We start from the raw sequence: 11624 nt of genomic DNA on the forward strand, positions 1-11624 counted from the left end.
CTGCCGGATCAGGGCGCCGGGCCTTGCGCGCGCGTTCCGAAATCCATCGATGTCCAACCCCAAGGAGGAGGCGATCATGGCCATCATCGGTACATTCCTGCCCACCAGGGACGGCGGCTTCAGCGGCACGCTGCGCACCCTGACCATCAATATCAAGCTCCGGCTGGTGCCGAACGACAACAGCGAAAACGAGCGCGCGCCCGCCTTCCGGGTTTTCGCCGGCCGTTCGGAACTCGGCGCGGCCTGGCGCGAGCAGACAAGCGGCGAGCAGCCGCGCGCCTATCTGAGCGTCAAGCTCGACGACCCGAGCCTGCCCGAGCCGATCGCGGCGGCCCTGTTCGAGGGCGCGGACGGCCGGGAGGCGCAGCTCGTCTGGACGAGGCGGTCAGGCTAGGTCGTGGCGGACGCCTCGCCCGCCGGTGACGGCGGCCGGGCCGCCGCCAACGGTCGAGGTCGGGATATGCGGATCGAGGCTTCGCCAGATCCGCCCGGCCTGCTGCATCCTGGCCCCTGCATCCTGGCCCCTGCATCCTGGCCGCTGCGCCCTGCAGCCGCCGCCACAGGCTGGGCCGAGCGGGCCGGACGGCGTTCTGGAGGTGGAACCTCTCCCAGGCCGCACCGTTTCTCGTGAATAGGATTTTAGCCTGTGACCCAGGCGGATGGACCACTTATGTCTGGGGCTTGCTATGTCTGGGGCTTGGCCGGGGCCGATGCGGGTTCTGACATGAAACGGCACAAGAGTGGGAAGGCCAGGGGTAGGAATGCCAGGCAAGCTATTGCAGCCATCCAGCAACGCCGAGCGGTTGCAGCGGCTTCACGCCGCCGTCCGCTTCGCCTTTCCCCAGAGGCAGGCGATCGCCATCATCGTCGTGCTGATGCTGGCGGTCGCCGCGCTCAATGCGGTCGAGCCGCTCGTGCTGAAATGGCTCTTCGACGAGCTGACGACACAGCAGCGCTACCGTCCTCTCGTCTTCGGCGTCGCGCTGCTGGCGGGCTTCGCGCTGCTGCGCGAGGGCATGGACGGCCTTTCCAACTGGCTGACCTGGCGCACCCGGATCGGCCTGCAATATGCGCTGCTCGAGGCGACCATCGGCAAGCTGCACCGGATGCCGCTGCGGGTGCAGCGCAGCGAGGGCATCGGCGCCATCATGACGCGGCTTGACCGCAGCATCCAGGGCTTCACCGGCGCCGTCAGCCAGGTCCTGTTCAGCATTCTGCCATCCGTGATCTTCCTCGTCATGGCGGTCTGGATCATGTTGAGCCTCGATTGGCGCCTGGCGCTCGTCGTGATCCTCTTCGCGCCCATGCCGGCGTTGATCGCCTTCTTCGCGGCGCCCGAGCAGACCAGGCGGGAGCGATCGCTCCTTGATAAATGGGCCCGGATCTATTCGCGGTTCAACGAAGTCCTGTCCGGCATCATGATCGTGCGCAGCTTCGCCATGGAGGATGCGGAAAAGGGGCGGTTCCTGCGGGACGTCTCGGCGGCCAACCAGGTCGTGATCCGTGGCGTCGCCACCGATGTCGGCTATGGCGCTGCCAGCAATCTGGTGATCGCGATCGCCCGGCTGACGGCAATCGGGATCGGCGGCTATTTCGTCCTGCGCGGCGAGATGACGATCGGCACGATCATCGCCTTCCTTGGCTATGTCGGCGGCCTGTTCGGACCTTTGCAGGGCCTGAGCGGCATCTATTCGAATCTGCGCAAAGCGTCCGTTTCGCTCGACGAGATATTCGGCATCCTCAATGTCCAGGAGCATCTCGGCGATTCGCCGGATGCCGTCGACATCGAGGATGTGCGGGGGCGGGTGGTCTTCGAGAATGTCCATTTCCGCTATGAGCAGGAGGGCCGGCCGCTGCTGAACGGCATCGATCTGAGCGTCGAGCCCGGCGAGACGGTCGCGATCGTCGGCCCCAGCGGATCGGGCAAGACCACCTTGATGGCGCTGTTGATGCGATTCTACGACCCGCGGGAGGGGCGGATCGCCATCGACGGCCATGATCTGCGCGGCGTGAAGCAGAGCTCGCTCAGGCGGCATATCGGCGTGGTCTTGCAGGATCCGCTGCTGTTCAATGATACGGTGCAGGCCAACATCGCCTATGGCCGTCCCGAAGCCGGCCAGGCGGAGGTCGAGGCGGCCGCCAAGGCGGCGAGCGCGCATGACTTCATCCTGCGGCTGCCGGACGGCTACGACACGATCGTTGGCGAGCGCGGCGGCCTGTTGTCGGTGGGCGAGCGCCAGCGGATCACGATCGCGCGCGCGCTGCTGAAGGATCCGCGGCTCCTGATCCTGGACGAGGCGACATCGGCTTTGGACGCGGAGTCGGAGGAACTGGTGCAGATGGCGCTCGAGCAGTTGATGAAGAAGCGCACGACCTTTGTCATTGCGCATAGGCTGTCCACCGTGGTCAATGCCGACCGGATCATCGTCTTAAAGGACGGTCGGATTGTCGAAAGCGGCAAGCATGCGGACCTGATGCGTCAAGGCGGCTATTACGCCTCGTTGGTTCGCCGGCAGCATCGCGGGCTGATCGTCAATGAAGGCGAGGGGCCGCCGCCGGCATCGGGCATCGCCAAGGCGGGCCCATAGGCAGTCCCCATAGGCAGTCCCCACAGGCAGTCCCCACAGGCAGCCCCCACAGGCAGTCCCCTCGGCAGGCCTGGCCCGCCAAAACCAGCTATGGCGGCAAGGATACCGCGCTGCTTGATCCCGGATGGGCGTACGGCTTGCAGCAGACCTGACGTGTAGCGCCCTGACATGTAGCGCCCTGGCCTGCAGCGCCCTGGCCTCAGCGACCTGGGCTGCAGCGGCCTGATGGCCTGCGTCCTCTTCTGGCGTCCGCTTATGGGCGTCCTCTTCGCGGCGCGGCAGCCGATCGGCTCGCGGCGATGTCAGGATTTGGTGCGCGGATCGCGGCTATGATGGATGTCGCGCTCGCCGCCGCCGCCCGAGACCTGGCTGCGGTTCGGCTTGCGGTCGGATGGCGAAGGCGCCTTCGCGCCACGGCTCTTTTGTGGCGCCTGCCGGTTCTCATGGCTGGCGCCGGGGCCGCCATGGCGTTCGGTATTCGGATGTCTGCTCGGCATGTCTTTCCCTTCCGGCGGCGGTTCGTCCTCCGCCGCCCCTCTCATGGCCTCGGTTCCTTCCCGCACGCCTAGGCGCGCTTGCGCTGGGCCGGCGCTTGCGGCCACAGGGCGGCGATATCCTTGGGCAGCGCGCCCTTGACCTTCTCGATCTGGCCGGCGGTGACATGCTCATCCAGAACCGTGAAGACGGCCTGGACCGCATCGGCGGTATTGATCGGCCGCGTGCCGCCCTGCAGGCCCGCGCCGACGCGGGCCAGGAATTCCTCCTGGCTGCGGATCCGCTCGGGTTCGGCGGGCTTGTGCCATTGATCGTAGTAGAGGCCGCGCACCAGCAACGGCAACTGCGCCCCCAAATGGACCGCCTCGTCGAGGGGCAGCCTGTCGCGCAGGCTGCGCAGCACGACGCCGAGCACATGCCAAGCCGTCTGCCGGTCCGGCCCCAGCATCGCCATCAGGCGATCAAGCCAGCTATTGGTCGTATGCAGGGTCTTGTCGAACACGTCCAAGCCGGTGGCGCTCATTGTGCACTCCAACTGTTGATGACACCGAGATGGTGGTGAGCAACGCCGGCCCCGGCCAAGGGTTCCCGCGCCGGCCGCGACAGTCCAGAAATTCCGGCTACTTACCTGAAGCGCACCTGGAACAAAGCTGACCGGCTGCTGTTGTTGATACCGAAGGTGCCGATCCTGGTTTGCTGGGATTTTCGCCGGGGCCCTCCGCCGCGGCGGAGCGGTGCCTTCCGCTATTTTGGCCGGTCTGATGAACGATCCCCCGGCAATGGTGCGTCACCTGACGTCCATGTCGGCGCAATGAGAGAAGAAGACGAAATGGAAGCTGCCCTCCCGCAGTCGCCGAATGCCAGCCTGCGCAAACTTCGGGTCGGAATCGTCGGTGTCGGCAACTGCGCCTCCTCCTTCGTGCAAGGCCTGCAGTATTACCGGCACGCCCGCGACAACACGCCGCCGGCGGGCCTCCTGCGGCCGGATGTCGGCGGCTACCGGGTCTCCGATGTCGAGGTCGCCTCCGCTTTCGATGTCAGCGCGGCCAAGGTGGGGCGCGACGTCGCAGAGGCGATCTTTGCCGCGCCGAACAATACCGAGCGCTTTTCCGACGTGGCGCCGCTCGGGGTGCCGGTGCGGCGCGGTCCGACGCTGGACGGTCTGGGGCGCTACTTGAGCGAGGAGATCGAGCAATCCGATGAACCCGTAGCCGATGTCGCCGGCATCCTGCAGGAGAGCCGCACCGATGTCCTGGTCTCCTATCTGCCGGTGGGATCGCAGCGCGCCACCGAGTGGTATGCCGAACGCGCGCTGCAGGCGCGCTGCGCCTTCGTCAACTGCATCCCGGTCTTCATCGCCTCCGACGAGAATTGGCGGCGCCGCTTCGAGGAGCGTGGCGTGCCGCTCATCGGCGACGACATCAAGAGCCAGGTCGGCGCCACCATCGTGCATCGCGTCCTGGCGAACCTGTTCCGCGACAGGGGCGTGCGGCTTGAGCGGACCTTTCAGCTCAACTTCGGCGGCAATGCCGATTTCCGCAATATGCTGGAGCGCGAGCGCCTCGAATCGAAGAAGATCTCCAAGACCAGGGCGGTGACCAGCCAGCTCGACATGCCGCTGACGGCGGACAATGTCCATATCGGGCCGAGCGATCACGTGCCGTGGCTGAGCGATCGCAAATGGGCCTATATCCGCATGGAGGGCACCGGCTTCGGCGGCACCCCGCTGAATGTCGAGCTCAAGCTCGAAGTCTGGGACTCGCCCAACTCGGCCGGGATCGTGATCGATGCCGTGCGCTGCGCCAAGCTTGCGCTCGACCGCGGGCTTGGCGGCGCCCTGATCGGCCCATCCAGCTATTTCATGAAATCGCCGCCCGAGCAGTTCACCGATGATGAGGCGCGCGAGCGTACCGCACGCTTCATCGACGGACGGGATTGAGGGCGCGCGCTGATCGCGATGGCGACAATCTACCTCGTCAGGCATGCCGCGCATGACCTGCTCGATCATGTCCTGACCGGCCGCATGCCGCGGGTGCATCTGGGCGATCCGGGCCGTGAGCAGGCCCGAAGGCTGGCGTTGCATTTCCGGCCGCTGGAGGTCACGGCAGTGCAGTCCAGCCCGCGCGAGCGCGCCGTCGAGACCGCGCGACCGATCGCCGAAGCGGCGGGGCTTGCCTGCCAGGAGACGGCGGCGCTGGATGAAATCCATACCGGCGAATGGACGGGGCAGTCCTTTGCCGTTCTGGCGGCAGACGAGCGCTGGCAGGTCTGGAATGCGCGCCGCAGCAGCGCCAGCGCGCCCGGCGGCGAGAGCATGGCCGAGGTCCAGGACCGCGTCGTGCGCCATATGCGGATGTGCGGCGTCAGCCAGCCGGATGCGCGACTGGTCATGGTCAGCCATGCCGACGTGATCAAGGCCGCCCTGCTTTACATTCTGGGGGCGAGCCTTGACGCCTATGACAGGCTTGAGATCGCGCCGGCCAGCATCAGCACGGTGGTCCTGGGGGAATGGGGGGCCAAGGTCGTCGGCATCAACGCGCAGGCCATTGCAGCATGAAGATCGTCATCTTCGGCCTCACCATCAGCTCCTCCTGGGGCAACGGCCATGCCACGCTGTGGCGCGGCCTGTGTCGCGCCCTGATCCGGCAGGGCCATCATGTCGTCTTCTTCGAACGCGACACGCCCTATTACGCCGCCAACCGCGATCTGCACGACCTTCCCGGCGGCGATCTCGTCCTGTATGGGGACTGGGGCGCCATCCGGCCGCGGGCGGTGCAGGCGCTGCGCGACGCCGATGTGGCGATGACGACCTCCTATTGTCCCGATGCTCTCGCTGCCGGGGATCTCATCTTTGCCGCCGCGCGGCCGCTGTCGGTCTTCTACGATCTCGATACGCCGGTCACCCTGTCGCGGCTCGAGGCCGGTGAGGACGTGCCCTATCTGGGGCCGCGGGGGCTGCGGGATTTCGAGCTGGTGCTGAGCTATACCGGCGGCGCCGCGCTGGACCGGTTGCGGCGCCGGCTCGGCGCCCGGCAGGTCCTGCCGCTCTACGGCCATGTCGATCCCGCGGTGCACCGGCCGGTGGCGGCCTCCGCGGCCTATCGCGCCGATCTGTCCTATCTCGGCACCTATGCCGCCGACCGCCAGGCGGCGCTCGAGGCGCTGCTGATTGTGCCGGCCATGCAACGGCCCCTCCAGCGGTTCGTCATCGGCGGCGCGCAATATCCGCAGGATTTCCCATGGCAGCCGAACATCTTCTTCCTGCGGCATATGCCGCCGGATCAGCATCCGGAATTCTTCAGCGCGTCGCGCCTGACCCTGAACATCACCCGCCGTGCCATGGCCGAACTGGGCTGGTGCCCCTCGGGCCGCCTGTTCGAGGCGGCGGCCTGCGGCACGCCCGTTGTGTCGGATTGCTGGCAGGGGCTGGACAGCTTCTTCGAGCCGGCGCGGGAAATCCTGCTGGCCCAGGGGACAGAGGAGGTGGTTGCCGCGCTGGATCTGCCGAGCGACAGCGTGCGCCGCATCGGCCAGGCGGCCCGCGAACGGGTCCTGGCGCAGCATACCTCGGAGCATCGCGCCCGCGAGATGGTGGCGGCCTTCGAAACGGCCCGCAGCAGCGCCGCCTGCAGCGGCGGCAAGGAGAGGATGGAGGCGTAGCATGTGGGGCATCGTGCCGGCGGCTGGCCTGGGCAGCCGTATCCAGCCCTTGGCCTTTTCCAAGGAACTGCTTCCCGTGGGCAGCCGCCGCGAGGGCATGATCGAGCGCCCATGCGCGGTGAGCGAATATCTCGTCGAGCGTATGATCCGCGGCGGCGCCGACAAGATCTGCTTCGTCATCTCGCCGGGCAAATCCGACATCGTCGAGTATTTCGGCGGCTCCTACGGGCCGGCGACGATCGCCTATGTCGTACAGCCGCAGCCGGTCGGATTGTGCGATGCCATCTTCCGGGCGACGCCGCTGGTCGACGACAACGAGGCGGTCCTGGTGGGCCTGCCCGATACGATCTGGTTTCCCGAAACCGCGCTGGCCGAGCTGCCCGACATGCTGTCCTTCCTGCTGTTTCCCGTCGAGCGGCCGGAATTCTTCGACGTCGTGCTGCTCGACGAGACCGGGCGGGTCCGCCAGATCCTGGTCAAGCAGAAGGAGCCCGGCAGCAACTGGATCTGGGGCGCCTTCAAGATGCCGGGACGCGTATTGCGGGATCTGCATCGCCTCTGGCAGGACCGCAACGGTCGTGACGAGTATATCGGCAGCCTGGTGAACGCCTATCTCGCGGCCGGCGGCGAAGCCGTCGGCATCAAGGCCGGCCGCGCCTATGTCGATGTCGGCACCTTGAACGGCTATCGCGCGGCCATGAACCTGCTGGAGAACAGCGGTCCGGCCTCGGCGCCGGGAACGGCCTGGCCGGAGCTGGGCGACCAAGCCGGCCTTCGCCGCATCGCCCAGGCCAAGATGCGATAGGGAGTTCGCGATGCTGGAAGCGGCAATGATCTGGAACGAGCCGAACAACAAGTCCCATTGGGATCCCGAACTCGATCCCGACTGGTCGCTGTTTGCCGAAACCGCGATTGCCGCCGGCCAGGCGATCGCGGCCGAGGCGCCGCATTTGCCGCGGGTGCTCGGCGGCATATCGCCGATCGATCCCAATTTCATCCAGAACATGGCGGGCAAGGGGGTTCTCGATCATGTGGATGTCGTCGCGGTGCACGGCTTTCCGCTGGACTGGAACCTGTGGCAGATCCAGGAATGGCCGGCGCAGATCGACATGATCCGGGCGGTGACGGACCTGCCGATCTGGGTGACGGAAGTCGGGGTCTCCACCTTCGGTGCCGAGGAGGTGCAGGTCTGGGGCCTTGGCCGGACCGCCGAGCTCCTGACCGGCAAGGTGCCGCGGATCCACTGGTACAGTCTTTATGACCTGCCGCGGTCCTGGGGTGCCACGACGCGTCACAAGGAGGCGGAGGGCTCCTCCTATTACCGGCATTTCTATATGGGCCTGCTGCGCGAGGATGGCTCGCCCAAGCCCTCGCTGGAGGCTTTCGGGCAATACACGCCCGAAATGGGAATCTGCCAATGGTTCCATTACGAGGATCCGCGGCTCGATGAGGCGGTCGCCTGGCTGAAGCGCCTGGGCGTGCGCCATCTGCGCACCGGCATCTCCTGGGCGGACAGTTTCCGGCCCAATGCGCTCGCCTGGTTCGACCGGCAGATGGAGGCTCTCGCGGATTTTGAGGTAACCTTGACCTACTGCTTCACGCCGGAGCATCGCGGCATCGCCCCGCATCACACCAGCCCGCCGCAGGTCAAGGAGGAGTTTGCGGATTTCTGCGCCGCCATGACGCGCCGCTATATGCGGCAGAGTGGGGTTTCGACGTCTGGCAATAAAATGGCGGTAGGCTCAGGTAGCCAATGGTGAATTGAAGCATCAGCATTAAATCTGTGTCTTTCGCAACCTAACTCCTAATCCGCCGCGCTCAAAAGTAAATTCCACTCCAGCTTTTCTAAACGCCGCCTCAATTGCGTCTTTCGTAGTCCGGTAGGCCTCGATAGGTCCCGCTTGGCTCTCTAAGCGCTTAATAGTAGGAAGAGATATTCCAGATGCTTTTGCGAGGTCTTGCTGCGACCAACGCAAAAGCATCCTGGCTGCTCGAATTTGCTCGCTGGTTATCAATTTTGGATCCCAAACCTGATACCTCAGGTATTGACTTTTTTCAGCTCTTAGTTAATCATTTGATCCGATGCATGGATAGCATCTCCATTGTCGACAGCGGTCGCATGAGGCGCTGACAACACCTCATGCGACCTAACCACAGCCAAGCTCAGCAGAGGAGCTCGGACCATGGCTAGTTTTATCTATACCACAAATTTGCCCGTGAATATTGAAGCGGCCAAGTATTCTAACCGGCGCCGAAACCTTCAAATTGAATTGGGATATATAATTTTCTACCTAACGTGCAGGAAGCGCTTTCAACTGGTTCGGGTTGAATAAAGTGTTGCCGTGGCTGCTATGTCTCGGCGCGTCGGCATACGAGATGATGTGGACCGGCAGTTGATTGCCTTGCTGCAGACCAATGCCCGCCAATCGACCATGACCTTGGCAAAGCGGTTGCGGCTGGCGCGCAGTACGGTTCATGATCGCCTCATGCGCTTGGAGCGCGAGGGGGTCATCCGCGGCTATTCCGTCGATCTCGCTCAAGATCCCTTTGACGAATATACCCAGGCGATTGCGTTGGTCTCTGTAGCGCAGCGCCAGCAGCGTCAAATCATCGACCGGCTGGGATTTCTCCCGGAAGTGAAGATCTGCTCCACGATCAGTGGTGATTCCGATCTTTTCCTGTTGATCGAAACGCCGCGCTTAGAGGATCTTGACGCCGTCATCGAAGAAATCGTGCGTCTGCCGGGCGTAGAGCGCTGTCGGTCCTCTGTCGTCCTGGCACAGAAGCTATGGCGCCTCACTCCCTTGGGTGGCGCCCTTCATCGTCTGTGAACCAGAGGCGTCATTGAGGAAAGACGTGAGACTGCTTCAAAATTGTATTGTTGCGCCTATTGGGCTTTGAGTAACAGTTGCTAGGTGAAGTGTGCAGGAGGATGTTTCAGATGTCCGTGACCGCGCCGGATGCTGGACAGATATTATCCAAAGCCGTGGTTCGCGCCGCGGAGAACCTCGGCCTCAGTCAGGCCATGATCGCGGAGGTCATTGGGGTAAGCCCCTCAACAGCAAGCCGTCTTTTCTCCGGCAAGCTTGTCCTGGATCCACGGAATCGAAACGTATGGGAACTCTCGGTGCTTTTCATCCGCCTTTACCGGTCGCTTGATGCGCTGATAGGTCACGCTGATCAAGCCAGAATTTGGCTGAATGGCCCTAAGAGTCCGTTTGAGAATTGGCTCAATGGGATATGCGGCGCAATAAGAGACTTCCCATGGCGACGTGGATCATGGCTTCGGAGACGTCGATGCGTTGCTCATAGTCGCGCACCAGCCGGCGCCAGCGGGTGAGCCATCCGAAGGTCCGCTCGACCACCCAGCGCCTGGGCAGCAGCTTGAAGCCAGGGTCGCCGTCGATCCGGCGAACGACCTCGATGACGAAGTCGCGGAAGGCGGCCTTATCCATGAGCTGGATGCGATCATAGGCGCCATCGGCGAATAAGTGTTTGATCCACGGCCAACGCTTGCGGATGGCATCGAGGATTATCTGTGCTCCGGCACTGTCGGAAAGGTCGGCCGCGGTGAGATTGACCATGAGCAACCGGCCATCGGTGTCGACGACGATATGCCGCTTGCGGCCGACGGTCTTCTTGGCGGCGTCGTAGCCGCGCTTCGCGCCCGGCGCCGGCGCCTTCACCGTCTGGCTGTCGACGACGCCGGCGCTCGGGCTCGCCTCGCGGCCGACCCGTTCCCGGTCCATCATCAGCGCGATGTCGTGGATGGTGCGGAACAGCATCTGCCGGACAAAGCGCCGGAACCACCAGTAAACCGTCTGCCAGGGCGGAAAGTCCTTGGGCAGCATCCGCCAGCCGCCACCCGAGCGCGTCATGTAGCGGATCGCGTTCAGAATCTCGCGCAAATCCACGCTTAGTTTGCGCCCGCGCTTCGCTGGCTTCGGCAGCAGCGGAGCCAGACGGCCCCATTCCTCATCGGTGAGATCGGTCGGATAGCGCTTGGTCTTCCGCTCGATCGCGGCCATGCGGCCTCGCGTCTGTCGTGTCCACATGTATAGGGTGAATCACGAATCCGCCTCCAAAGGAATCTCAATTTTCAAACGGACTCTAACACAGCCCTGAATGCAAAGCCGATCGACTTGATCAGAAAGGCCGAAGGGCTCGTCCGTGTCGTTTGGTACCTGGATCTATACGCAAGGGGCCGCCATTAACGCTGCGCAAAAGCCATAACTATACTCTTACGTAGTATGGCACGGAGTGGTAGGGCAGCCGTGCTGAGGGCATTCAAAAATCGCGACTTCCAGAAGTTCATGAAGGCGGAAGGCCTCGCGAATGCAACCATATGGATGGCTGTTGACGAAGTTGAAGCCGGTCTTGTCGATGCAACATTGGGCGGATGGCTGATCAAGAAGCGGGTGGCAAGCCCGGCCATGGCAAGCGTGTGTCTTATAGGAGCATCATGGCTCATCGCCACGGCGATGCGTATATGAGGGCGATACATATATGAGTCTGAGCGATGCGCAACTTGGTAGGGCTGTGACCGAAGGAGTGTGGGTGGAATTGATCGGCAAATTCTGAAAAGTGTTCATCGCTCCTTGGGGACTTAAGCGGCATTGGGGTTATCAGCGATATCACGATGCGCGGGTTCGATATTGCGTGCCTGCCTCCGGTTCCTCAGTATCGCGCGCCCAAGTGACGAAGATTCGCCAAGACGAAATCAGCCAGGGTGTATTTGCCGCATTCCTGAATGTCGGAAAGTCAACCATCGCTGCGTGGGAGCAGGGCACGAAAAAGCTAAGCGGCGCGGCGGCGCATCTTTTGCAGATCGTCGATCGAAAGGGATTGGATGCGATCGCATGATCGGCGGCAGATATGGCG

At 63.7% G+C, this 11624-nt stretch carries 16 protein-coding genes; 12 read left to right on the top strand and 4 right to left on the bottom strand.

Annotation, left to right across the window (positions count from 1 at the left end):
* The first annotated feature begins 76 nt into the window (after positions 1 to 76).
* Together VF194_RS00140 and VF194_RS00145 are read left to right on the top strand one after the other, a co-directional pair.
* Positions 77 to 394 carry a DUF736 domain-containing protein gene (locus tag VF194_RS00140; RefSeq protein WP_330886822.1) on the top strand — a complete coding sequence of 106 codons (318 nt, stop codon included), beginning with the start codon at positions 77 to 79 and terminating at the stop codon, positions 392 to 394.
* A gap of 367 nt (positions 395 to 761) precedes the next feature.
* Complete coding sequence (locus VF194_RS00145; protein ID WP_330886796.1) at positions 762 to 2588, top strand: ABC transporter ATP-binding protein; 1827 nt, start codon at positions 762 to 764, stop codon at positions 2586 to 2588.
* Between the two features lie 302 nt (positions 2589 to 2890).
* On the opposite strand, the gene VF194_RS00150 is transcribed toward VF194_RS00145, so the two are convergent.
* Together VF194_RS00150 and VF194_RS00155 are read right to left on the bottom strand one after the other, a co-directional pair.
* Positions 2891 to 3085 carry a hypothetical protein gene (locus tag VF194_RS00150; RefSeq protein ID WP_330886799.1) on the bottom strand — a complete coding sequence of 65 codons (195 nt, stop codon included), beginning with the start codon at positions 3083 to 3085 and terminating at the stop codon, positions 2891 to 2893.
* Positions 3086 to 3153: 68 nt separating this feature from the next.
* Positions 3154 to 3606 carry a DUF2267 domain-containing protein gene (locus VF194_RS00155; protein ID WP_330886800.1) on the bottom strand — a complete coding sequence of 151 codons (453 nt, stop codon included), beginning with the start codon at positions 3604 to 3606 and terminating at the stop codon, positions 3154 to 3156.
* A gap of 306 nt (positions 3607 to 3912) precedes the next feature.
* On the opposite strand from VF194_RS00155, the gene VF194_RS00160 reads away from it, so the two are divergent.
* The 5 genes from VF194_RS00160 to VF194_RS00180 are packed head-to-tail and all read left to right on the top strand — an operon-like array spanning position 3913 to position 8503.
* Positions 3913 to 5022, top strand: coding sequence for an inositol-3-phosphate synthase (locus tag VF194_RS00160; RefSeq protein ID WP_330886802.1), 1110 nt, complete (start codon positions 3913 to 3915; stop codon positions 5020 to 5022).
* Between the two features lie 18 nt (positions 5023 to 5040).
* A complete protein-coding gene (locus VF194_RS00165; RefSeq protein WP_330886804.1) occupies positions 5041 to 5640 on the top strand; it encodes a histidine phosphatase family protein in 600 nt (199 codons plus the stop codon).
* Positions 5637 to 6743, top strand: coding sequence for a CgeB family protein (locus VF194_RS00170; RefSeq protein ID WP_330886806.1), 1107 nt, complete (start codon positions 5637 to 5639; stop codon positions 6741 to 6743). The genes VF194_RS00165 and VF194_RS00170 overlap by 4 nt, the downstream gene beginning before the upstream one ends.
* Position 6744: 1 nt before the next feature.
* Positions 6745 to 7548: a nucleotidyltransferase family protein gene (locus VF194_RS00175; protein WP_330886807.1), complete on the top strand. Its 804-nt coding sequence runs from the start codon at positions 6745 to 6747 to the stop codon at positions 7546 to 7548.
* A gap of 10 nt (positions 7549 to 7558) precedes the next feature.
* Positions 7559 to 8503, top strand: coding sequence for a beta-xylosidase (locus VF194_RS00180; RefSeq protein ID WP_330886809.1), 945 nt, complete (start codon positions 7559 to 7561; stop codon positions 8501 to 8503).
* A 15-nt stretch (positions 8504 to 8518) separates the two neighbouring features.
* On the opposite strand, the gene VF194_RS00185 is transcribed toward VF194_RS00180, so the two are convergent.
* The gene (locus VF194_RS00185; RefSeq protein WP_330886811.1) at positions 8519 to 8758 is read right to left on the bottom strand and encodes a helix-turn-helix transcriptional regulator; all 240 of its coding nucleotides are present in this window, start codon (positions 8756 to 8758) and stop codon (positions 8519 to 8521) included.
* A gap of 366 nt (positions 8759 to 9124) precedes the next feature.
* Here VF194_RS00185 and VF194_RS00190 point away from each other — a divergent pair, with 366 nt between their 5' ends.
* A complete protein-coding gene (locus VF194_RS00190) occupies positions 9125 to 9574 on the top strand; it encodes an Lrp/AsnC family transcriptional regulator (protein ID WP_330886813.1) in 450 nt (149 codons plus the stop codon).
* A gap of 110 nt (positions 9575 to 9684) precedes the next feature.
* Complete coding sequence (locus VF194_RS19745) at positions 9685 to 10083, top strand: antitoxin Xre-like helix-turn-helix domain-containing protein (RefSeq protein ID WP_414656057.1); 399 nt, start codon at positions 9685 to 9687, stop codon at positions 10081 to 10083.
* Here the strand turns inward: VF194_RS19745 and VF194_RS00195 are convergent.
* Complete coding sequence (locus VF194_RS00195; protein ID WP_330886815.1) at positions 9974 to 10798, bottom strand: IS5 family transposase; 825 nt, start codon at positions 10796 to 10798, stop codon at positions 9974 to 9976. The genes VF194_RS19745 and VF194_RS00195 overlap by 110 nt on opposite strands.
* A 66-nt stretch (positions 10799 to 10864) precedes the next feature.
* On the opposite strand from VF194_RS00195, the gene VF194_RS19750 reads away from it, so the two are divergent.
* The 3 genes from VF194_RS19750 (at position 10865) to VF194_RS00205 (ending at position 11606) form a co-directional block, all read left to right on the top strand.
* Positions 10865 to 10957, top strand: a complete 93-nt coding sequence (locus VF194_RS19750) for a hypothetical protein (protein WP_414656059.1) — start codon at positions 10865 to 10867, stop codon at positions 10955 to 10957.
* A gap of 60 nt (positions 10958 to 11017) precedes the next feature.
* On the top strand, positions 11018 to 11236 hold the full coding sequence (locus tag VF194_RS00200; RefSeq protein WP_330886817.1) for a type II toxin-antitoxin system RelE/ParE family toxin: 219 nt from the start codon (positions 11018 to 11020) through the stop codon (positions 11234 to 11236).
* A 202-nt stretch (positions 11237 to 11438) separates the two neighbouring features.
* Positions 11439 to 11606, top strand: a complete 168-nt coding sequence (locus tag VF194_RS00205) for a hypothetical protein (protein WP_330886819.1) — start codon at positions 11439 to 11441, stop codon at positions 11604 to 11606.
* The last annotated feature ends 18 nt before the right edge of the window (positions 11607 to 11624 follow it).

It is taken from the genome of Ferrovibrio sp. (genome assembly GCF_036381655.1).
Classification (GTDB): domain Bacteria; phylum Pseudomonadota; class Alphaproteobacteria; order Ferrovibrionales; family Ferrovibrionaceae; genus Ferrovibrio.